Here is a 22,000-nt window from a genome sequence, read left to right on the forward strand (position 1 = left end):
AAATGGAGAACGAAATCCTAAAAAATCTACGGCGCTCTTAATGTCGAACTCACTCAACGGTTCACGGTAGTCGACAGGCTGAGGGCGCAATACCCGGTCACGGCGTTGTGCCAAACTTTTGAGGTACATCGCAGCAGCTACAGGAACTGGCAGGCTTCCGCTAATGAACCCGACGGTGAGCGCGTGGTTAAGCGTAGCCGCGTCATGGAAGCTTGGAACGCCAGCGGCAGATCTGTTGTCAAAATGGGGCGCTGGCGGGACGGAAAACTGATGAAGGAGCTGGGTATCTCCAGCTGCCAGCTACCGACTCATAAATACAAACGCGGCGGCAATAAACACGTTGAAATACCGAACCATCTCAACCACCAGTTCGCAGTTACCGGATCAGGTCTGGTGTGGCGATGTGACCTACATCTGGACGGGCAAATGCTGGGCTTACCTGCGGTGGTACTTGTCAGTGCCAATTTGAAATCTGACCCGTTACTTTATTCGTACCACATTATACGTGGTACGAATAAAGTAATGCGCCCTCTATGTGAAATCGACCATTGCACGAATATACAGCCCCATTCATAACCACTACTTTAACATACGGGCACCTCGAAAAACCTAGACATCTTCATTTTTGATTTTTTAAAGTGCCTACTTATTGCTCGATATGAGTTATCTTTTCTCAAGTTAAGGATAAAAAATAAACAATCATCTAATTCTGCTGTCAGTTTTTTGCCGTGATTTATCAAAGCTGAGGTTTTTCGAGGTGCCCATACATATCGGCTTTGTTGAATAATAGGGAATCATGCTGTTTTGCCATACTCGTTTTGGCGGAAAATGCTTGTCACCCTAGGTGTGCCGTTTTCTTACGCGGCCTAACTGCATGATTTTACGTTGCCAGGATCAGCAGTTGCACTGGAGGGGCAGCATAAAATCGGTTTATTCAACAAAGCTATAAATATCATGTATGCACATCCATTGACCACGAAAAGTATAATAGATAAGGTAATCATACCTTTGATAAATCAGAGGTCGGGATTGATACCTCGAAGCCAAATACCAGTATGATATACTTATGGTATATTGTACCGGCATCAGAAGCTCATCAAATCAATGGTGGGCTGGACAGGGGAACTGAAAGGTTCGCCGTTAGCTTTGGCACGGTAGTATCACCCCTGTTCAGTTCACCACCAGCGCAGCTTGGATGAAGCATGGTGGTGGTCTTTTTTCCCTGCTTAGGAAAAGGATTATCTTATGAACATTAATGGAAAATAACAGAAAACAATGGTCTATAAAAGACCATGAATCACGGTATTTATTTATTAATAAATCAGCATTACAATACTATGGCATCCCTTTAAACTTCGATTATCATGGATGCCGAGATGAGGAACTTCCTCATCCTGGTGCAGAGTTAGCTTCAGAATTTCAAAAAAATGACAAAATAATTCTTAATAAAGAAATACCAATAACTGAAATTGAAACTCATATTTACGGGAAAATGAAAAAATTACACTCCCATATTTGCGAAAAACATCCTTTTTATGATAAAAACAAAAAACTCATTGGCGTTATATGCCAAGGAAGAAATATAGAAAACTCTTTCATTTATTACAACCTCATCGAAAACACACATGGTTCACCAACAACCATCCCCCAACTGAAATATTTACAAAAAGAGAACTTGAAATTATTTTTTTATCACTTCAGAGATTGTCCAGCAAAGAAGTCGCTAAAATAATTAACATTTCACACAGAACGGTAGAAAATAACTTACAGTGTATTTATAATAAAGTTGGAATAAATTCAGTCAGAGCACTACGTGAATATTGCACATCTAATGGCATAACACAATATATCCCAGAGTTTTTAAAAAAAAGGAGTAGCCACAATAAACTCATAGAGATCTATTCTTTATAGTGTTCCTTATAAAAAGAAACCCTCATATCTTTCAAATAAGGTAGTGCTATTCTGGTTTTAGCTTGTAAAGCTAAATCTATATTGAAAAAAATAATATCTTCACCTTTTTCGGATACTAGAATCATGGTGTTCCCTTCTGGAGAGACGATTTTACTCCCACCAAACATTCTGGTATCTGCTTCCTTTCCCCATCGATTTACAGCCGCAAGATAAATACCATTTTCTAGGGCACGAGCAGCACAGTTAATATTCCATATATCTATTGCATATTCAGGCCATACAGCAGGAACAAATAATATTTGTACGTTATTCATCGCAAAAATACGCGCCACTTCAGGAAAACCAATGTCATAACAGACCATAACCCCTATTCGACATAATGACGTTTCTATGATTTGACAATTACTACCTTCGCTGAACCATTTTTTTCATCACCCCATAGATGAATTTTCCTATGCACATGTTTCCAACTGTCACCCCCTGGAACCCAAATCCCGGCAGAGTTATAAACTTGACCAGGATTTTCCCCTCGCTCAACAAATTCAGATATAATAATTAAATCCAAGTCGTTAGCCAGTTTGCTTACATAACAAATCAGTTTCACCACCTCTACTTTCACTGAGGTTCCATAATGAAGTTCCCAATAAATCAGGAGTGTAACCTGTAGTAGCTAACTCTGGAAAACAGATAATATTTGCTTTATTATCAGCAGCCCTATGGAAAAATGACTTTATGTGATCAAGGTTTTTTCCCTTGTTACCAAGCACAGTATCTATTTGTGCCAATGCAACGTTTATCATTTTTAACTACTCTAAATAAATATTATATAGAGTGATCATGATATGGACGATAAAAACTACACTTTCAGCCGAGTTCCACAGACATCAAGGGTTAGCCTGTTAACAACGACTCTAGTTAGGACAGGAATGACAACAGCCTTAGCTCAGTTTATGCTAGGTGCTACTCTTGGTCATTCTATGACATTTACACAAGCATGCTAGCGACATTTTTAGGCAGTCTACTTTTTACAATTTGTCAGTCTTAGCGTCGGGTTTGCAGGTACACGGGAAGGATTATCAACCAGTAACCTGTCTTTTAGCAAAATGGTGTGGCTTTGGACGTTATGGTTCTGCATTTATAGGGGTAGCCATTGTTATAAGTTGCCTTGGTTGGTTTGGCGTGCAAAATTCCATTTTAGCAGATGGTGTTGTTTATGCATTCAATGGAAAGATAAGCTTTGAAATTGCTGCATTAATATCAGGTCGCATTCTTACCTTACTAGTGGTTTGGGGTTTTATTGGTTTAAGCTGGAAAGCTAAACTAGCATTACCTATTTTTTGTTTAGTTGTTGGGTGGGTGTTTTTTGACATGTTAAAAGGAAATGACTTTATTTTCCTTATAATATCACCACCTAATGGTGCATATATGTCCATAGGCGCAGGAGCAACAATGGTTGCCGGTGGGGCTATAGTTGGCGCATTGATTACCCTTGATATTACACGATACTGTAAAAATGTAAGACATGTTTTCTAGATGATAACCATTTCTTATATTATTGGTGAGTTTATTGTTAATGGGGTTGCCATTTTAGTGGCCCATGCGCTTCATACTTCTGATGTGGTCACAATAATGACGCAGAGTGCAGGATGGCTTGGTCTACTATCTGTTATTTTATCTGCAGTGAAAGTTAATGATACAGCTCTTTATTCTTCATCGCTTACAGTAACAAATATCGTAGAGACTCTATTTTGTCGTGAGTTACCTTATAAGAAAATGACAATTATACTAGGAGCACTTGGCACTTTGCTTTCTGTATTGGGAATCATGAACAAATTCGTGGATTTCCTGATTTTCCTTGGTGTGCTATTTCCACCTATTGCCGGTGTAACGCTGGTTGATTACTATATTTTACGGACTCACAGAAAATTACTCGATTTTACCCGAAGTCATGACACATTACCCGATGCATCATCAACACAAAAAATAGGATAGTTAGCTATGGCTGCTTGGGGAACAGGAAGTATTATCGGATTCACTATTAATTGGGGCCTCCCATCTGTGAATTCATTAATTTTTTCCAGCATGATATACTGGCTCACCTGCACTATTAGAAATAATCGCTATACCAGATAAATAATATTTAAATTAAAAACTGAAAAAAATGGCATGAGCTATACATGCGAACCATATTCTATCTCATGCCAATATACAATAATCTTAACACATCAGATTATCGAGAGCATTATCAGACAAACCTGTACAAGCTTTCACAGCATCCCGAGCAATTCCACGCGACAGCATCTGTCGTGCAATTTTCATCGCCGCAGCATGCTCGCCTTGCTGGATGCCTTCCTGGCGGCCGTCATCACGTCCAATCTGATAGCCTTCCTGCTTCAGAGCCTCAGCAATAGTCATAAGCGCCTCCTCATGTTTCTCTGCCCGTTTAGCGATCTCGGTGATGAACGTTCGCGGCGAAGCGGCATTGCCCTCCTGAACCAGATAGTTCATCATCGTGACAACCTGCGTATCCGTATAATAATTGTACGACAGCAGTTTAACAATACTGTCCAGCAACTCCGTCATATCCCGGCGGCGAATATGCTTCTGAATCAACTCTAGCAGCGCCATGCGCCGGTGCTGCATGATGGCATCATCATCGAGCGTGGTCACATCCATCAATCGGAACGGCTGGCTGTAAATCTTTGCCGCAATATCGGGCCGTTCAAAGCAGTCCAGCCAGTTGGTGCTGTACGGATGCGGACTTTTTTCACCGCAGTAGAACAGCACTGGAAAAACCAGGGGCAGTTTATCATGCCCGGCTTCCAGATGCCGCTGCATCGCCGCCATGCTATAGCGCATTAACCGCCAGGCCATCAGCTTGTCGGGGGTCGACTGGTGCTCAATCAAACAGTAGACATAGCCATCAACCCCGTTGGCGTTCACCGAGTAGAGGATATCACTCTGGTAAGGCTTCATGTCCGGGTCGATAAAGGAGCCGGACTCAGGCTTCAGGGTCTCCCAGTCACACAGCGCCTTGATATCATCAGGCAGCCAGATATCAAAAAAATCCTGCGCGGTGGCCTTGTCGTGAAGAAACTGCCTGAACACCGCATCATGGGGCGTCGGAGTAAATTTCTTGCTCATGGCGTTGGCTCTTCGCCCGGTGACACGGCAGATTCTGTTTCTACTCGCCATTTCTCCAGCTGCTTCAGGGCATGAGCCTGCTGATAAAATACGCGTTGTGTATAGAACATCAGCGTCGCGCTGGCCTTGGCGCGGGTTAAATCCAGTTCACGCGCCTTGATATCGTCAAGGATATCCGCCGCAATGCCCACCTTGAGCAGTTTGGGGTATCCCAAATCAAAAAGCGATGGCCAGTTGGCCACCAGACTGGCGATAGCCTCCTGACCCTGGCGTAATTTTTTCGCCCGGTTCCGCGCGATGCGCTCTTCCCGACTCAGGGGCTTGGGCGGCGGCTGTTTCAGTTTTGGCTCCTTGACCGGCTTTGGTGCCTTTGCCTTGGGCGGCTTCGCCGATTTTGGCGCCGGCGCGGGTTTATCGGCAGGCTTCGGGTTCACATAGATTTTCGGCTTGCGCCTGATACTGAGTAAGGGGAGCCTAGGTTCGGTCATCGGTTTTGTTCTCTTGCTTGACAGTGCTTATGGGTATCATACCAGCAGGTCTCCCTTCCCGCGAATACGCGGCCGCCAGAGGCGACCACGTACCCGTCACTACGGGTTAATGAACATGACTGCAGGGTCGCCATTGCGGGGGAATGGCGTACATCAGCCCCTGCTGGCGACAATAGTCATCCATCTGCCGGACATTGTGGATACCTGTCTTCTGGTAGATGACCTGCAACCGGTTTTCTACCGTGCGATGCTATATCCGGAGCCACTGCCCAATGCGCTTGCTTCTCAGGCGCTGCAACGACAAAAATATGATGCCTCGCTCCCTGTCGGTAAACCTGTGCCAGTCCTCCACCGTCCCGGGATTAACGCACTCGAGATAGTCCGGCAGCGACAGGAACGGAAAGGGCCGCGCATGGCAAAAGATGCCGTTACACCCCCCGTAATCATCCACGTCGGGAAGAAAGCAGAATAACCAGAGCTGGGTTATGCCGTAGGCGCCATAGGGCTGGCTATTAAACACCCAAAGCGGTTGACGTTGCTGCCGGGCCAGGGTTTCCTGCACCAGGAACAGCGACACCAGGGGAGAATCATTGCCGCATGCCCGTTCGTCGCACCCCAGCATTCGTTGCATGGGGGCATTGGCAAACAGGCTGCCTGCGGCATCGGTAAAGGCGCAGGAGCCTGTCTGCACCGCCAGAGTGCGGTGAGTGAGAGGGTTATAGGTTACCCTCCCATCCGGCGTTGAGACGCGCTGACAGCTCATCCACGCACGCATGGGCCGCCTGCTGGAATAGGGCGGAGGCACCAAGGTGGTCAAAGCCAGCCGCAGACGCCACATGCCGCCCGGCGAACACCCGGATTTCCCCGCACACCCAGACGGCAAAGACCTCAACACCCTGCTCTTCCACCGCCAGCGAGCCAGATACCGCCTCGTCCTGCGCTGCGGGCAAAAAATAATCCTGCAGGATGGGGTCATCCGGCGTCAGGGAGGAAAGAGGCACCTGCCTTGCTGGCAGCGGTCTGTACTGTCCCCGGTGCAGACTGTCGTTTGAGTTGCAGAAAGCTCTGCGTCAGCAGAGCTTCGCTTATTTGATGGAAGATACAGGTAAACTGTTTACGTTTATCCCTTTTTGCTGCTTTCCGCACAGCCAGCAGACGTGACGTCGCATTTTCCCGGCTCTGCGTCCGGATGCGGTCGTACCGTTGGCTGTTCCCCTCAGTCACGGGCCTTCCCTCCGTCAATTCCGCCACACTGTTACATGTTTTGTTCACTGATTTCTTCGGTACTATGCCCGTGTCCGACTTCCTGTAACCCGCAGCACCTTCTCTTTACGCTTTGGCACCACTGGGACAATATTGTCCTCGATGATGACTGGGGTGCCAGCGCCTTCATCGACAGGAGCGTCGGCGAGGTGCCGATAACGGCGGCGCCATTTGAACAGCAGATTATCGTTGATGCCGTTGTTACGCGCAGCAGCGCGACGCTGACGCCGGGTTGCAGGGACTTTTCGACCATAGCCAGCTTGAACTCCATGGAGTAGTTGGCTCTCGGTTTTTTTGGCTCTGTCATAGATAGTATCCACTTAAAATAGGTGGACACCATCCTTAATCATCCCTGTCGAAATCGAAAGACGTCCTATATGGGGCGCTTACGGAAGAGGCTCGAGCCTAGGTGGAAAGCTTCGTCGCCTGGTACAACGAAGAGCACCTCCATAGAGGCATTCGGTATGTGACGCCAGGTCAACGCCACAGAGGCGAAGACCGCCTGCTGCTGGAGCAGCGCAAATCGGTGTATGAGGCAGCCAAAATGCGAAATCCGCATCGTTGGTCAGGTCAAACGCGGAATTGGAGTCGGCAGGACGAAGTATGGCTAAATCCTGAGCGGGAAACTCCCGCTACATGAGTTAACTGAGGCGACAACTACCTTGACACTCACCGCTCTGGCGGGGCGGTTGCAGAAAACAAACAGGGCCTCATCGAAGGGGGAGTGCGCCATATTCTGCTCGATAATCAGCACCAGTCCGTTGATACTTTTACGAAAATCCACATGACCGGGGTAAAGATAGATGGCAGGGACATCGACAAACATTTTCATGGCACCATCTCGCGAATGAGGGTTGCCAGCCAGCGCGGAGAAATGTCAACCGAAAGGCATAGCGTGGCGCCAGGTAGCAGACGCTGAGGGTTGATGGTTCACTGCCGTCGATGGCACTTCGTCCATTCTTGCAGCCGTGTGCGCTTTTGTGTCCGCATCAGGCGGTAGCGCCGGAACAAAAGCGGATAGCGTTACGCCAACGGACGAAAGACGCTGTTTAGCATTGGAGAAAGCGGAGCACGTAATATCGTGCTGGTGACAAAATTGAGTTTGTCCGAGACCAGAACAGAACGCCGCTGCTCTTCAATAATGGCGCGCCATTCGTCGCGCGTGCGATGCATACTCATACAATTCATTCCTAAATGGTGCGCAGGATCGAAAGCATGGGGATCAATCATTTTAATAATATGTGTGCTTACAACGATGCTTACTGTCTTGCAGAGCAACATGCTTTTAAACGCTGCGCGAGCAGCGTTCTCTTCTGCTGATCCTGCTGCTCTTTTAACAATAACTGAGGCAATAATTCCACTGCTTGTCGGGCATTAACCATAAACACACCGTCATCATCACCTAACGCCAGATCGCCCGGATGGATCGTTCCCTCCATCACATGTAATGACGTGTTGATTTCCCCCCGCTCCGCCAGTGAACGGGTGGTGACGGCACTAATGCCAAGACTGAAAACCGGCAAACGCTGGCATCGTAATGCGGTAATGTCGGTGACAGCCCCCACCACCACCACGCCGGCCAGTTGCTTGATTAATCCCGCCAGATTGCGCAGTTCCCCCCAGCAGGCACAGTGCTCATCCGCCGAACTGTCAATCACCAATACATCCCCCGGCTGGCTCAACAACAGCGCTTCTCGCAAGATTGCCCCATCGGGCGGAAACAGTTTCACCGTCACCACGTTACCGACCATATGGCACTGTTCAACCCGCGGCCGCAAACCAGGCAAATAGCCCTCCGTCGTCAGGTGGCCCAGGGTTGATGCATTGACCTGGCGATAATGCTGTAATATGTCAGCCTCAACCCCCTGCCGACGTGGCATAATCACATAACTCATGCATTTTTTCCCGGTTTCAACAACGGGCAGGTCGAGCAATACTCAACCGGTGTGGATGCCTTGTAATAAAAACAGCAGGTACGGCGAAACCGCACGCCGCAGTCTTGCCCCTCAACTGCCGTCACCGGGCGGCGAAAATGACGCAGCGGGTTAATATCCAACCCGAACAGCGCCGGTTCCGCCTGTTCACACAGCCAGAAGAAGTCCGTCTCGCAACGTTTTCTGATGAACTCATCATCAATCTTCGCCATCCGGCGTTCGTACAACGAATAGACCCGTACCGCACTATTTTCCCACAGGATCTGCGCCGAGATACCAGCAACCCGGCTGAAGGTTTGCCACAGCGGCGCCAGTAATCCCTCAAACAAGATGGTAACAATTTCTGCCCGCCACATCTCTCGTTCACCGGGCTGATAGCCAAACGGCGAGATATTGTGCAGAGGCATCTTTGATGTCCAGCGCCCATCATCATGACCATACTCAATCAGCGCATTGTCCAACGACAGCCGTAGCCCTTGGTCATACGCTGACATGGCATACAGGCACGCGCCGGTAGTCAAAAACGACACTCTTTTCGCCAAAAACGACGCGGTGATCGCCAACGAGGGCGAACCGATCGTCGGCGTCAAGGTACGCAGCAGTTGCTCGCAACACGCATCGTCCAGCAGAGTGGCAGCCGGCAGACTGCGTGCCGGGTCTGCCTGCGTTGCCGTGGTGAGCAACAAGCCACCGCTGAGCTGAGCCCATTGCTCCAGGCTAAACGTCATGACCTCTCCCGACCGAAAGGAATGCACAGCGGCGTGGAGAAGAAAGGATCCTCGATAATCCGGCAATTGAGGTCGAACACACACTTCACCAATTCTTCAGTCAGGATCGCCTGCGGTTCCCCTTGCGCCACCACCGTGCGGTTATGCACCGCGACCAGATGGTCGGCATAACGGCAGGCCAGGTTCAGGTCATGCAACACCATAATAATGGTCTTATTCTCCCGCTGATTCAGTTCCCGCAAAAGTTCCAGCACCTCGACCTGATGGGCCAGATCGAGAAAGGTAGTCGGTTCATCCAACAACACGATCTCGGTGTCCTGCGCCAATGTCATGGCGATCCACGCCCGCTGGCGCTGACCACCGGACAACGTATCTACCGGACGATCGGCCAACGCCTCCACTCCGGTCTGACGTAGCGCGCGGTTGACCATCGCTTCATCTTCCGACGACCACTGCTGTAACCAGTTCTGATAAGGATAACGCCCCAGGCTCACCAGTTGCCGCACGGTGATCCCCTCTGGCGCGCTTGGCATCTGCGGCAGGATCGCCAGCTCGCGCGCCACCGTGGCGGTAGGCTTATGCCAAATATCCGTGCCGTTGAGAATAACCGCCCCTTGCTGCGGTTTTAACAGACGGGCAAAAGATTTCAGCAGCGTACTCTTGCCGCAGCCATTGCTGCCGATAAGCACCGAAACCTTGCCGCGCGGCAAAACGATGTCCAGATCCTCAATAATGGTCTGGCGTTGATAGCAAAGCGTCAAAGCCCGTGTGGCAAACGACATCATAAGTAAAAATTCCTCACTGGCGTTGGCGTATTAACAGATACAAAAAGAACGGTGCGCCCAATACCGCCACGAAGATACCGGCCGGTAGATCGGCGGGCAAAAACAGTACCCGGCCGACGCTATCCGCCAGCATCACCAAAATCGCGCCAGTCAGCGTACTCATCAGCGCCTGACCACTAAAGGTCGGCGCCACCAGACGCCGGGCAATATGCGGGGCGATCAAGCCGACAAACGCCATTGCACCGCCCCACGCAATCGCGGTGCCCGCCAGCGCCACGCTCAGTAATAATAACCCGCCGCGCAACCATTGCACCCGTACGCCAATACCGGTCGCCAGCCCGTCATCGAGCTGTTGGAACATCACCTGGCGCGCCAGCAGCGCCAGCCACGGCAACAGCGCCAACAGCCAAAGCCCCAGCGTGCGCACATCGTCCCAGTTGGCGCCGTAAACGCTGCCGGCCATCCAGACATAGGCGGAAAGCGTGGTGCTCAATGGGCTGAATACCAATAAAAAGGTAGTGATGGCGGTCAGTAACGCAGAAACGCCCACACCTATCAGTACCAGTCGCAGTGGTGAAACGCCGCGTTGCCATGCCAGCCCGTACACCGCCAACATCGCAATTGCAGCTCCCGTCATCGCCGCCAGCGGCAGATACTGCCCCCCCAGCGTCATGCTGAAAAACGACAGATACACCACCGCCGCCGTGCTGGCGCCGCTACTGATGCCCAGTAAATCCGGTGAAGCCAGCGGGTTGCGAATAATGCTCTGCAAGATAAGCCCAGAAACCCCAAGCGCGCCACCCACCAGTGCCGCCAGCAGGATACGCGGCAGGCGTAGCTGGCCGATAATAAAGCTCAGAGCCGGATCGGCGCTGCCAGACAACACATGCAGTAGTGCCAACGGCGAGACCGCCACCGCGCCCTGCGCCGCCGAAAAGCCGGCCACCATCAACGCCAGCACACCGGTCAACAACACACGCCACAGGGTGGACACATTAATCCGGCACAAGAAACGCCCATAACGCCAGATGACGGTATTAGCCATTGAGCCCTCCACGCCGCGCCAGCATGATGAAGAACGGCGCGCCAAACAGCGCGGTCATCACCCCCACCGGCACTTCTTGCGGCAGGATCACCACCCGCGCCAGCATATCCGCCAGCAGCAGCAAACCGGCACCCAGCAGGGCGCTGCCCGGCAATAACCAGCGGTGATCGATAGCCAGCCCTTTACGCACCATATGCGGCACCACCAGGCCGATAAAGCCGATACTGCCCGCCAACGCCACCGCGCTGCTGACCAGAATAATAATGATAAAGCTCATCAGCGCTCGGATCATGCCGGTGCGCTGTCCCAGACCAGTGGCGATCTCATCGCCGGCGTTCAGCACATTAACCTGCCCCGCCATCGTAAACGCCGCCAGCAACGCAGCGAGACAGCCGCCGACCAGAGGCAAGACCAACGGCAGGCTGCGTTCACTGAGTGAGCCGGCCAGATAGAACAACACCGTATCCAACCCTTCCTGATCCACCACCAACAGCGCCTGGGATAATGCCGAGAACAGGGCGGTAATCGCCGCGCCAGCCAGCACAATGCGCAGAGGGCTAAGGCTGCCCTGCCCCATGTTGCCAATCAACCACACCAACGCGCCGGCAATTGCAGCACCGGCAAAGGCACTCCACAACCACCCACCCGGCGCATGCAGGGAAAACAACGAACTGAACAGAATGACAAAGAAGGTAGCGCCGGCATTGACGCCGAACAAACCGGGAGAGGCCAGCGGATTACGCGTTAACGCCTGCATCAGCACTCCCGCCACCGCCAGACTGGCGCCAACGGTCACAGCCATCAGAGTGCGTGACAGGCGGGTGGTCACCAGAATATGATTGACGTTCAACGCATCCGGGCTCAGCAACGCCGCCATCACTTGCGAAGGCAGGATCCAACGCGCACCGACCATCAGGCTCAGCAACATCAACAGCGACACCCCCCCGGTCGCCAGCAATAATTTCATCCCGTTACTCATGCTGTCGTACCTGGTATAACCTGCCGTTCAATGTCATCCAGCATTAGGTTGGCGCCCAGAATACCGCCGGACAGGCTCCAGACAACGCCGTTGACCAGCCACACCTGTTGCTGCTGCGGCGCACGTAGCTGCAGCCACAATGGATGCTGGAGCAGACTATGGTAATTGCGTTGCACCCCGGCACTTTCCGAACGTAAGAAAACAAAAAAGATATCCGCATTGACGATGGGCAAACTTTCCTTGCCACTGAGCTTGATCGACACGCCCTGTGTGGTTTGCGCCGTGGTATTCCAGCCAAAACCCAGTTCGCTGAGCACCCAGCCGGGAAAACTGCCCGGTAAATAGCTGCGGATATGGTCTTCACGAATATCCAGCACCGACACAGTTGGCGGCCAGTGGCCAGCAAAGCGTTGTTGCAGTTGAGAGCGTAGGTTGGCGACCCGTTGTTGCCACTGTTGCAAACACACCTCGGCCTGAGCCTGCCGATGCAGTGCCGCCGCTGTCACGCTCAGTGTCTGCTTGAATTCAAACACGTTGTCCAGCATCACTAGTGGTGCTATCTGCTGTAACAGCGGTGCAATGCGCTGGTGACGAAAGCGTGAGACGACGATCAAATCCGGTTGCAACAGAGCGATATGTTCCAGACTTGGCTGGGTTTCCAAACCGACATGCGGCACACCTTGCAATGCCTGACGCAGATATTTGTAGGTCGGCTTTTCGCTCCAGGAATCCACCACCGCCACAGGCGTCACACCAAGCGCCACCGCACTGTCCGTCGCCCCCTGAAACAAGGTCACCACACGCGGTGAGATCGTCTGCGCCCGGCCCGAGGCAATCACGCTGCCGGCAAGCCAGCCAGCGGCCAGACGCAGTAATCTGCGTCGGGTAGGTTGATGTAACGGCCTATTGGTCACGCGCCAACCTGCGGAATGGGTTAACCACTTCGCCCTTGCCAAACGGCATACTGCCCGGCCCACCTGCCCGCTCAATCATCGGCGTCAGCAACAGTTTCTGCGGCCAGTTGGCCACCTCAAACAATTGGTGACGGATCATGCTGCGAGCCTCGTCATCAAAATCAATGGATTCAATCAGTAACTCCAACTCTTCCCGTAATGCCAGCCACAACGTTACGGCAGGGATCGCATAAGTTTCCGCCAGCGTATCGATAATAGCGCGCATATTGACCTGGATCCCCAGCGTTTGCAGCCAGAACAGCAGATCTTCCGCCCGCTGGTGATACAGGGTATTCGGGTGCCCTTTCTTCAGGCGATATTCCGGATCGGCCAGCCCGACGCGTTCCAGCCAGGGCACAAAAATACGCAAAGAGTCATGATCACGCAATAACAGCCCATCGGCTTTACCCGCTTTCCACACCAACACCGCATTTTGCCCATGGACTTCGCCCATCATGCCCAGACGGAACATGCGCAGATTGACCCCAAAGAAGCAGTGGCACAGTTCACGGAACAGGATCAGTACCGATGCTGCATCCGCCGGCAACTGGCGGTATTGCAGCCAGTCATCAAAGAAATGCTGCTTGCTGTCGGGCAAAGACGTTCCCAGCGCCGCCATCGGCATCAGGCGGCAATCCGGGTCATCGAGCAGTTCAGCCGGATAACCGCGCACCTGTGCGGAAAGATGCCGTGGCGCATCGTCAAACAGCGTCGCCTGTGGCGGCATAAACGCCCACCAGCGATTTTCGTCACACAGATACAGCGAGCGTTGCAGTATAGGATCCTGATCTCGCCCCTCGCGCAACAGGGCTTCACTCAAACCACCATTGATCATCTTCACCGCAGGCAAATAACGCGACGAAGCCAGCGAATAAACGGCAATCGGTAACTTCAGGTAGTCGGCACCGTTGAAACACGGCGTCATCGAGCGCAACGAGGAGGTGGCAAATACCTCGGTGTCGCAAAATTGCAACCGCTGGCATAGACCATCGGCGAACCAGCTTCCCAGTTGTGCTTCCAGGACCTGCCGAGACTGCCACGGGTGTACTGGCAACGCAATGTGGCTCTCGGCAATCCCCAGACTGCGCATTTCCTGCCATAGCGCCTGACGCTGTGCACCCGGCAATAAATAGCGGGCCGGATACTGCTGCTGCACATCCGTCACGCCGCTGCCACACAGCAGCAGGCTTTTTTCTATCGCCACCCAATGTAATGCCACCGGACGGGCAAATTCGGCCTGATAAGCCTGATAGTCAGCATCATTCAACCCTTGCTTGGCCTTGGCTAACGGATGATAGGGGCGATCGCGCAACGATGCCCATTGCTCCATGGCCAGGAAAAACGCGCCACCGTCTTTACTCATCAGATCTTGCGTTGCCACCCGATGATTGAGCGACAGCGCCATCTGACGAATGCTGCAGCGTAGCGCATCCATAAACAGCGCCTGCCCCTTGCCGTTATCCTGTGAAATGTTGTCGGTTCCGGCAAATACGCAGCCCATAAAGGCCTCCGGCGATAACGATTGCCAATCAGGTGCGTTCGGCTGACGCTGCAACACCGCCGTGCCAGGGACTTTCTCCCAAAGCTGAGTGATGCCCGGGCGCAATGCAATGGTGATGTCCTGCCAGCACCAGATACGCTGCTCTGCGCTCAATTCGACAAATGGCAACGGCAAGGCGCTTGACCATTGCGCCGGCTCGATCATCGACAAGGGCCCAGGACCAAAAAAATTCTCCGCCAGCAGGCGGTCGACCAAATCCTGCATCACCCCATCAGCGGCGCGTGTCTGTGTTGTCATGTCACTCATTTCCTTCAGAAGTCGTGGTGGCCAGTCTGGCCTGAAGAGCGCGAAAGGCGATGCCGCGTTCGTCGCCCAAGACAAAAGTATTCACACCACACTGACGCCACTGGCGATGGTCGTCCGGCTGTCGCGGAATGGCGCAATAAGGTACCCCGGCCTGATGCGTCGCCTGCCAGCATTGCAACAGCCCCTGCTGAACCTGAGCATGGCCAGTCTGCCACGGCAGCCCCAGCGATTGGGAAAGATCGGCGGCCCCCTCTAATATCATGTCCAGGCCAGGCACGGCGGCAATCTCCGTTGCATGCTGCACTCCGGCAGCGCTTTCAATCATTGCCACCACCATGATTTGCTCATTGGCAAACTGCACATAGTCCGCCAGGCTGTGTTTGCCAAACGAACCGGGGCGCCCGGCATTCAGGCTGCGTTGCCCCAGCGGGTGGTACTTGCAGGCGGCTATCGCCGCCGCCAGCGCTTCCGGCTGTTCCACCATAGGCAATACAATGCCCTGAGCCCCCCCATCCAACAGGCGCAGCAGAGTTTTGGCATCCGCATCTGCAGCACGCACCAGCGGTGTAATGTTGTAACTTTCGGCAGTACGGATCATGTTTTCTACCGTTTCCGGGTTGATCAGTACATGTTCACAGTCAATGATCACAAAGTCGAAACCGGCTTCGGCAATCAGTTCAATCGCCACCGGCGACGGCAGCGAAGCAAATAGCCCATAAGCGTGCTGCCCGTCACGCAGTTTCTGTTTTAATCGGTTGGTTCTCAGCATGCTGTCGGCCTGAAGGTGTGCAGAGGATTCGGCACCGACTTAAAGCGGCGTTCGGCATCCCCCAACAGGCGACGCTTGGTTAACTCTTCCACTTCATAGTGCAGGGCAAATACGTCGAACGTCGCATAGCGCACACGGTGTTGCGGGTGGCGCTGCTGGTAATCGACAATGATATCGGCGGTCATGCGCCAGAAGTCCGATTCGTCCAGTTGGTAATGCTGTTGCAAGAAAATCGCCATCTCCGCTAGGCAAATAAAGAAGAACGAATCACAGGAAAAATCGCGCACCGCATCAACATCATCGGTCAAAATAAACGAGTTGCGGTTGATCTTGGCATGACTGGCCGGCAGCGGCACCAGGTCCGGTTGCAACTCCGGGTGCGCCAGATGGTCGGACGAATAACGCACGCCATCATGGAAATCCTTCAGCGCTATGCGCACCGGCCAACCGTCTTTGACGATCAAGACAATATTCTGCCCATGCGATTCCATGCCTATCCCTTCGGCATACAACATGTGGATGATCGGCTGTACGCTCACCTGCAACAGTTTCCGGCTCCATGCCTCCAGACCGTAGCGGGCAACCCAGGCGTCAATAAACGGCCGTTGCTCGCCGTCGCCGTAGCGATTTTCCACATGGCTCAGGCCGTTAAACGGCACCGCCTGCTCATCGGCACGTAAATATTGGTGTAGACTCTCGCGCCAGATGGCGCCAAAGGTGCCGTAAGTCTGTGTCATGCGGCTTTCTGGCAGCGGCTGATAGTCAAAGCTGGCTCCGACCACTTCCCTCAAGATCACAAAGTCCAGTGCGCGCGCCGTCTCGTCGCGCGAGATCAGTTGCTGCAACCAACTGGTAATGATCGGGCCGTTCATCACCGTATGCCGTGCCAGGATGCGCGTACTGGAGGTGTTGGTCATGCTCATCGCCAGTTTGACATAAGGGCGCGTCTTGTCGCTGACGTTCGCCATGGTGCGGATCGACTGCTGCGCCTGATAGCGATCGCGCGATTCACCCAGCCACACCAGCTCGCCGCTGAGCAATTCGGGATAGAAAGTGGTGACGATCACCTGTTGCCACTGCCAGGGATGAACCGGGATCAGGCAATAATCTTGTGGATCTTTCCCCTGCTGGCGCAGGATCTCCGCATAGGGCACACCCGCCTCGCGCTGCATAAAGTCATCAATATCGATGTGTTCGGCATAGTTCACTGAAGCACGGCTTTTCGCCAGCGCCAGCCAGACAATGGCGATCGGCGCAGCAAACTCCGGGCCGTACTGCGCATTGTGTTGCAGCGAAAAACCGATGCGCGATTTGTAGCACGGGTGATAGCAGTGCGCGTCCATAAAATGCTGCTCCAGCGCATCAACATCCAACCGATGCGCCGGTTTGTCTGGCCGGTAACCCAGGCTGCGCGATTGGAGATCTTTCAGCAGCGTCTGCTCCAGCTCATTGATAAAACTTGGAAAATGTGGGCTGTCTTGCACCCCACTCAACAGTTCTGACAGCGCCTGATGTAACTTTGGGCTGCTGCGCTGTCCGTCAGCATCTATCCGTTCCAGCGTGGCATAATCCAGCCGGATCAGATCGAAGCTGGCGCTTTGCAGACCGTTGCAGTGGTACTCAACGCCCAGCTCACTGGCGATAATGAAACGTTGTTGTTTGCCCGCCAGAACCTGCCGCTGGTAAGGCACCACCTGCTCGTAAAGCAGCGTTTGTAATAGCTGTCCCACCACCCGCTGTTCAACCTGCTGTAAACGGGAAGCATTACTGGCCGTCAGCCAGTCAGAATAGGAGAGTGCTCGCGCATCAGACATACAGTTACCCTATTTAATGGAAATTCGGTGCTTTGTCCACGGCCAGTTTTTCCACGCGGGAAAAACGCCAGGCACAAGGCGCCGTCAATAAAATAAGCAGGCCGGTAGCAATAAAGGTTTCGCTTACCGCCGCGGTATAATCCGTACTGCCCACCAGCCGGTACTGTAACCAGAGAGAAGCCAGCACAATCGCCAGAGAGGATATTAACCTCCGTGAAATATTGTTCATCGCCGCTCCTTGCGTCACCATGTCTTCCGGCAAAGCGTTCAGCCCGGTAGTGGTGACCGGCATATAAGACAGCCCCAACCCGGCACCGCGCAGTATCATCAGCACAAAAACTGGCCATAGTGCCGAGCCGTTGCCGAGCAATCCCAACCCCAGGGTAGCGGTGCCAGTCAACAACATCCCCGTGAGTACCAGGGTTCGGGGGCCGTGGCGATCGAGTATCCGCCCGCCGAACTGACCAAACAGGCTGGCAAATAGCGCGGTACCCAATAACGCCAATCCGGTGTAGATCGGGGAATAGCCCAACACCATCTGCACCAACAGCGGCAATAGAACCAGACATTCAAACATGCCCACTGCTTGCACCACCGCCAGCAGTACGCTGAGCCGATAGTCGCGCAAGGCAAACAGACGCAGGTTCAACAACGGTTCCGGTACGCGTAACTCATGACGGACAAACTGCGCCAGACACAACAGCGCCCCCAGCAACATCAGCAGGTTCAGCGGCTCACGCAGCGCCGACAGCTGGTGTAAACGACCACAGAGCAACAGCAACAAGCCAATGCCGCAGGCCACCAGAAGATAACCAACGCTATCGAACGTTTTACCCGCTGCCGCAGTCGAGGACGGCAACACCCAAACGCCCATCAACAGTGCCAACACGCCCACCGGTACGTTGATCAAAAACAGCGCCCGCCAGTCGAACCATGACAACACCAGGCTTCCGAGCAACGGCCCCAGCGCAGGTGCCAACATCACCGCCGCCGCCCACCAGCCGGTCACCCTGCCGCGCTCTTCTTTGGCATACATCGAAAAAATAATCGCTAGCGCCAGCGGGATCATCAATCCACTGGCAATACCTTGCACCACACGGGCGGCGATTACCCCACCAATCGAGGTCGCCAACGCACCGACCAGCGAACCGGCGACAAACAACGCCAGCGCTACCAGATAGAGAGGTTTGCGCCCCAACCGCTGGCTGAGGTAACCGGTGAGCGGCATGGTCAACCCCATGCTGGCCATAAAGGCAGCGACAATCCAACTGGCGCTCACCGGCCCCAGCGAGAACGCCGCAATAAACGCGGGTAACGCCGGGTTGAGCGAGCTGTTGTTCAGACTGACGGTCAACGTCCCCAGCAGTACGTTAACTGCCACCAACCGTGGGGTTACGCCCATGATGCCGTTTCCAGCGGTAGGAAAAGTTGGCACGGACGTGGATGACACAGGAAATCAGCGTGCGAGATGTTATAGCCATAGGCTCCCGCCAGCGGCAGCACCAGCATGTCGCCGATCGCCACACCCTTAAGCGAGCAATCACGGCTGAGCACATCTTTGGGTGTGCAGAGCTGGCCAACGACGGTCCAGGCACACAACTCCCCTGCACCATCCGAGCGCTGCGGCAAGTGGATTATCGGGTGATCGTGTCCTTGCGCGACGGGGAGACGGAACTGATGCGTGCCCCCCCGGCACACCAGAAAATGTTTACCGTGGCTGGTTTTTTGATCCAGAATTTCAATTGCATAGTAGCCACAGAAGGCGCTGATAAAGCGACCTGGCTCAAAGCGTAATCGGGGCGCACCGGCGGTGACGGCGAGCAGTTCGCCCAGCCAGTGACAGAAACCAGGCCAATCGAACTGTGACGTAGACAGATAATCGACACCAATTCCGCCCCCCACATTGAGGTGCGTGATCCCTTCCTGCTGTGCCGACAGCGCTTTCCACTGCGGCCAACGCTGCAAATAGTACTCCATCAGTTGGCGATGACGCTGCTCCGACTGCTGATGCGACATCGCATGCACATGGAAGCCCTGCAACACCAGGTGATCAGCGTTGTCCACCCGGTGCACCGCCACAGCCAGGTCGGCTTCGTCAATACCGAACGGTGTCGCGGTGCCGGCCATAGCCAACCGGCTGGAGATCTGCGCCGGCAGTTGCGGGTTGATGCGAATCAACACCGTTTGAACCCGCCCTTGCTCGCGGGCCAGCCGTTGCAGGCGGTCGATTTCGTTCAGGCTTTCCACATGGATCGCTGCCGCCTGCCGCCGCAACGCAGCGCGCAAGTCGCTATCCAGTTTTCCGGGGCCGGAAAATACGAAAGGTTTATCACTGCCGGCGGCCTGAAGCCGTTCAATCTCCCCGCCCGAGGAGATTTCGAAACCATCGACCCACGGCGCCAGCGTTTGCAGGATCTGCGGCTCACTGTTAGCTTTGATGGCATAGTAAAGCTCGGCCCCATCGGGCAATGCCTCCATCACCTGACGAATATGTTGCTGCAATGCCGCCAGATCGTAGATAAACATCGCCAATGGATCGTCTTGCTGCTGGCGCGCCTGCGCGATCGCCGCCACCACGCGTACCGGTAACTCAGTCATGCACTACCGCCTGCCGCCATGGCGATGGTAACGGCACATAACCCGCCTGACGGTCAGCCTGTGCAGCCAGACGCACTTTCAGGTTGGTTTTACAACTGATGGGCCCACCGGCGATCAGCGCCGCCAACTCCGGTGCCGGCGCGCGCAACCGCCGCTGGATCTGTTGCAATTGCGCCCACACTTGCTGCCACATCTGGCTGGCCATGGCTGGCCGTTGCCAGCTCAACGCCAGTACCGCCTCAGAAAGATTGTTGATAAATAGGCAATACATAATGCGCTGCCAGCCCTGCTCACGCGAATAAAGCAACGACTGGCGTACGCGCGGATGAATATCCAGCTCGACTTGACAGATGCCCAAATCATCGGTCAGTTTCACTCCTTCAAAATCGCGTAGCAGTACCTGCTGCGGCCGCCCCTGATGGTGTACCAACACCGTATTTTGCAAGTGTGGCTCCATCACGATACCGTGGTTAAAGAACAGCGCCAATACCGGCCCCAGCAGCAGGCGCTGATAATCGGCAAACCATTGCAACCGTTGATCGTCGCTTAGCGTTGACCCATAACATTGCTGCAGCACCTGCCGTATCAGCGGTTGCAATTGGCCGTCCCGGGCAAACAGAGTACCCGCCATCAGACAGTTTTCTTCACCATACTGACGGCAGAAGTTCTCACGCAGGATGGCGCCGGTCTGCTCACGGAACCAGTTGCGATCCGATTCACTGGCTATCCGTGGGCTCCAACTGAGCACCCCCGGCTCCGCCACCGCCGTCAATCCTTCCAGCGTGTCAGACGCCGTTTGTTTCAACCGGCGGAACAGCCTATCAATGATCATGGTGCTTTCCAGCTCATACCAGGCATTCTTACGTACGCAGTTGGTAATTCGCACGTTCAGCGACCCTTTGATAAAATAGTCGTGTTGCGCCAGATACCAGGTGCGGATCGACGCCGTCGGCGCGGCGCGGAAACCACTCGGCCCCAGATCGGTGATCTGCCCCTGCGCCAGTAACTGTTGCACACGCGGGTCCTGCAGAAACAGGCGGGCCTGTACCGGGTGCATAACAATGATCGCCTGACCGTCAGCGGCCTGCCTTTGGTCAGCAAACCCCGCCAGCACCTGCTGCGCCGTCAGCCCATTGCCATACACGATCAGCCCTTCCTGCGGCACAGCAAACTGGTGCAGCGCCGTCATCGCCTGAAATTCCGGCGCAAAGGTCTCTTGCGCCAGATCTTCCGGCCACAGACGCGCCTTAGGCGCCGGATGGCTTGGGTGGCCAAACCACAGCCCCTGTTCACTGGCCAGATAATCCGTCAGCGGATGTTGCACATCCTGGTGCAGGTTATGCACCAGGATGCGCGCGGTAAGCCGCTGACTCTGCTCAATCTGCTGCGGCAGTTCATGATTATCCCCCCCGACGCGTTGCTGACACCCGGCCAGTATCTGCGCCACCAGAGTGGCAAAATCCGGCGCCGACCAGTCTGCATCCCCTTGCCGGGTATACACGTCAGACAGGTAACGTTGACTGCCTAACGCATCACGCCGATCCACCAATACGAAACACTGCCACGCATCCGAAAGTTGAATACACAGCGGCATCCCGCCATGACGGATAGCCTGCAAACAGTGGCTCGGCGTAATGCCCTGCATCTGCTGCGGCCAGCAGTAATGCAAGCCACCTTCGGGAAGTGCGAACTCTTTAATCAGGCAGTTAAGCAACGCATGCGTGGACGCCTGCTCACTGACCAGTCTGGGAATAATCGCGCTTTCGGGGTTTTTCATCTATG

24 protein-coding genes and 2 pseudogenes are annotated in these 22,000 nt (G+C 53.7%); 4 read left to right on the forward strand and 22 right to left on the reverse strand.

The features are described from left to right. Positions 1-1,255 precede the first annotated feature (1,255 nt). Complete coding sequence (locus SGP1_RS22380; RefSeq protein WP_011279175.1) at positions 1,256-1,732, forward strand: PAS domain-containing protein; 477 nt, start codon at positions 1,256-1,258, stop codon at positions 1,730-1,732. After that, positions 1,705-1,911, forward strand: a complete 207-nt coding sequence (locus SGP1_RS36945) for a helix-turn-helix transcriptional regulator (RefSeq protein WP_424141187.1) — start codon at positions 1,705-1,707, stop codon at positions 1,909-1,911. Before SGP1_RS22380 ends, SGP1_RS36945 begins: the two co-directional genes overlap by 28 nt. Here SGP1_RS36945 and SGP1_RS34765 read toward each other — a convergent pair. Genes SGP1_RS34765 through SGP1_RS34775 form a run of 3 tightly spaced genes read right to left on the reverse strand, consistent with a single transcriptional unit; the run spans position 1,899 to position 2,711 of the window. Further along, the gene (locus SGP1_RS34765; protein WP_050747955.1) at positions 1,899-2,273 is read right to left on the reverse strand and encodes a nitrilase-related carbon-nitrogen hydrolase; all 375 of its coding nucleotides are present in this window, start codon (positions 2,271-2,273) and stop codon (positions 1,899-1,901) included. The genes SGP1_RS36945 and SGP1_RS34765 overlap by 13 nt on opposite strands. 26 nt (positions 2,274-2,299) lie before the next feature. Further along, a complete protein-coding gene (locus tag SGP1_RS34770) occupies positions 2,300-2,530 on the reverse strand; it encodes a hypothetical protein (protein ID WP_243466341.1) in 231 nt (76 codons plus the stop codon). Beyond that, positions 2,481-2,711 carry a nitrilase-related carbon-nitrogen hydrolase gene (locus tag SGP1_RS34775; RefSeq protein ID WP_242451019.1) on the reverse strand — a complete coding sequence of 77 codons (231 nt, stop codon included), beginning with the start codon at positions 2,709-2,711 and terminating at the stop codon, positions 2,481-2,483. The genes SGP1_RS34770 and SGP1_RS34775 overlap by 50 nt, the downstream gene beginning before the upstream one ends. A 42-nt stretch (positions 2,712-2,753) precedes the next feature. Here SGP1_RS34775 and SGP1_RS36950 point away from each other — a divergent pair. Continuing rightward, positions 2,754-4,044: pseudogene (locus tag SGP1_RS36950) on the forward strand (purine-cytosine permease family protein). 84 nt (positions 4,045-4,128) lie between these two features. Here SGP1_RS36950 and SGP1_RS22390 read toward each other — a convergent pair. The 5 genes from SGP1_RS22390 to SGP1_RS36955 all read right to left on the reverse strand — a co-directional run bounded on the left by SGP1_RS22390 (position 4,129) and on the right by SGP1_RS36955 (position 7,113). Then, the gene (locus tag SGP1_RS22390; RefSeq protein WP_011279176.1) at positions 4,129-5,055 is read right to left on the reverse strand and encodes an Rpn family recombination-promoting nuclease/putative transposase; all 927 of its coding nucleotides are present in this window, start codon (positions 5,053-5,055) and stop codon (positions 4,129-4,131) included. Continuing rightward, positions 5,052-5,543 carry a ProQ/FINO family protein gene (locus SGP1_RS22395; RefSeq protein ID WP_011412260.1) on the reverse strand — a complete coding sequence of 164 codons (492 nt, stop codon included), beginning with the start codon at positions 5,541-5,543 and terminating at the stop codon, positions 5,052-5,054. Before SGP1_RS22395 ends, SGP1_RS22390 begins: the two co-directional genes overlap by 4 nt. 250 nt (positions 5,544-5,793) lie before the next feature. Further along, on the reverse strand, positions 5,794-6,306 hold the full coding sequence (locus SGP1_RS22400; RefSeq protein WP_158302482.1) for a hypothetical protein: 513 nt from the start codon (positions 6,304-6,306) through the stop codon (positions 5,794-5,796). Beyond that, complete coding sequence (locus tag SGP1_RS22405) at positions 6,260-6,544, reverse strand: hypothetical protein (protein ID WP_011412262.1); 285 nt, start codon at positions 6,542-6,544, stop codon at positions 6,260-6,262. The genes SGP1_RS22400 and SGP1_RS22405 overlap by 47 nt, the downstream gene beginning before the upstream one ends. A gap of 254 nt (positions 6,545-6,798) precedes the next feature. After that, a complete protein-coding gene (locus tag SGP1_RS36955; protein ID WP_148203693.1) occupies positions 6,799-7,113 on the reverse strand; it encodes a transposase in 315 nt (104 codons plus the stop codon). 102 nt (positions 7,114-7,215) lie between these two features. On the opposite strand from SGP1_RS36955, the pseudogene SGP1_RS34785 reads away from it, so the two are divergent. Beyond that, positions 7,216-7,446, forward strand: a pseudogene (locus tag SGP1_RS34785) (IS3 family transposase); the annotation flags it as partial. On the opposite strand, the gene tnpB reads toward SGP1_RS34785, so the two are convergent. The 14 genes from tnpB to SGP1_RS22475 form a co-directional block, all read right to left on the reverse strand. Further along, entirely contained in the window at positions 7,414-7,638 is a 225-nt protein-coding gene (gene tnpB / locus SGP1_RS22415) for an IS66 family insertion sequence element accessory protein TnpB (RefSeq protein ID WP_011279180.1), read from the reverse strand. The pseudogene SGP1_RS34785 and the gene tnpB overlap by 33 nt on opposite strands. A 191-nt stretch (positions 7,639-7,829) precedes the next feature. Next, entirely contained in the window at positions 7,830-7,985 is a 156-nt protein-coding gene (locus tag SGP1_RS31065; RefSeq protein ID WP_011279181.1) for a hypothetical protein, read from the reverse strand. 80 nt (positions 7,986-8,065) lie between these two features. Beyond that, on the reverse strand, positions 8,066-8,701 hold the full coding sequence (locus SGP1_RS22420; RefSeq protein ID WP_011279182.1) for an RraA family protein: 636 nt from the start codon (positions 8,699-8,701) through the stop codon (positions 8,066-8,068). Next, complete coding sequence (locus SGP1_RS22425; RefSeq protein ID WP_011279183.1) at positions 8,698-9,468, reverse strand: IucA/IucC family C-terminal-domain containing protein; 771 nt, start codon at positions 9,466-9,468, stop codon at positions 8,698-8,700. Before SGP1_RS22425 ends, SGP1_RS22420 begins: the two co-directional genes overlap by 4 nt. Continuing rightward, positions 9,465-10,253 carry an ABC transporter ATP-binding protein gene (locus SGP1_RS22430; protein WP_011279184.1) on the reverse strand — a complete coding sequence of 263 codons (789 nt, stop codon included), beginning with the start codon at positions 10,251-10,253 and terminating at the stop codon, positions 9,465-9,467. Before SGP1_RS22430 ends, SGP1_RS22425 begins: the two co-directional genes overlap by 4 nt. Before the next feature lie 13 nt (positions 10,254-10,266). After that, entirely contained in the window at positions 10,267-11,298 is a 1,032-nt protein-coding gene (locus SGP1_RS22435; protein ID WP_011279185.1) for a FecCD family ABC transporter permease, read from the reverse strand. Next, on the reverse strand, positions 11,291-12,277 hold the full coding sequence (locus SGP1_RS22440; protein ID WP_011279222.1) for a FecCD family ABC transporter permease: 987 nt from the start codon (positions 12,275-12,277) through the stop codon (positions 11,291-11,293). Before SGP1_RS22440 ends, SGP1_RS22435 begins: the two co-directional genes overlap by 8 nt. Next, positions 12,274-13,191, reverse strand: a complete 918-nt coding sequence (locus SGP1_RS22445) for an ABC transporter substrate-binding protein (protein ID WP_011279223.1) — start codon at positions 13,189-13,191, stop codon at positions 12,274-12,276. Before SGP1_RS22445 ends, SGP1_RS22440 begins: the two co-directional genes overlap by 4 nt. Beyond that, on the reverse strand, positions 13,181-15,028 hold the full coding sequence (locus SGP1_RS22450; RefSeq protein WP_011279188.1) for an IucA/IucC family protein: 1,848 nt from the start codon (positions 15,026-15,028) through the stop codon (positions 13,181-13,183). The genes SGP1_RS22445 and SGP1_RS22450 overlap by 11 nt, the downstream gene beginning before the upstream one ends. A 1-nt stretch (position 15,029) precedes the next feature. Continuing rightward, on the reverse strand, positions 15,030-15,806 hold the full coding sequence (locus SGP1_RS22455; RefSeq protein WP_011279189.1) for an HpcH/HpaI aldolase family protein: 777 nt from the start codon (positions 15,804-15,806) through the stop codon (positions 15,030-15,032). Continuing rightward, positions 15,800-17,620 (reverse strand): IucA/IucC family protein, encoded by a 1,821-nt coding sequence (locus tag SGP1_RS22460; protein ID WP_011279190.1) that lies wholly within the window; start codon positions 17,618-17,620, stop codon positions 15,800-15,802. The genes SGP1_RS22455 and SGP1_RS22460 overlap by 7 nt, the downstream gene beginning before the upstream one ends. Positions 17,621-17,633: 13 nt before the next feature. Continuing rightward, positions 17,634-19,022 (reverse strand): DHA2 family efflux MFS transporter permease subunit, encoded by a 1,389-nt coding sequence (locus SGP1_RS22465; RefSeq protein WP_011279191.1) that lies wholly within the window; start codon positions 19,020-19,022, stop codon positions 17,634-17,636. Continuing rightward, entirely contained in the window at positions 19,013-20,218 is a 1,206-nt protein-coding gene (locus tag SGP1_RS22470; RefSeq protein ID WP_011279192.1) for a type III PLP-dependent enzyme, read from the reverse strand. The genes SGP1_RS22465 and SGP1_RS22470 overlap by 10 nt, the downstream gene beginning before the upstream one ends. Next, positions 20,211-21,995, reverse strand: coding sequence for an IucA/IucC family protein (locus tag SGP1_RS22475; protein ID WP_011279193.1), 1,785 nt, complete (start codon positions 21,993-21,995; stop codon positions 20,211-20,213). Before SGP1_RS22475 ends, SGP1_RS22470 begins: the two co-directional genes overlap by 8 nt. Positions 21,996-22,000 lie beyond the last annotated feature (5 nt).

Source organism: Sodalis glossinidius str. 'morsitans', assembly GCF_000010085.1.
GTDB lineage: Bacteria > Pseudomonadota > Gammaproteobacteria > Enterobacterales > Enterobacteriaceae > Sodalis > Sodalis glossinidius.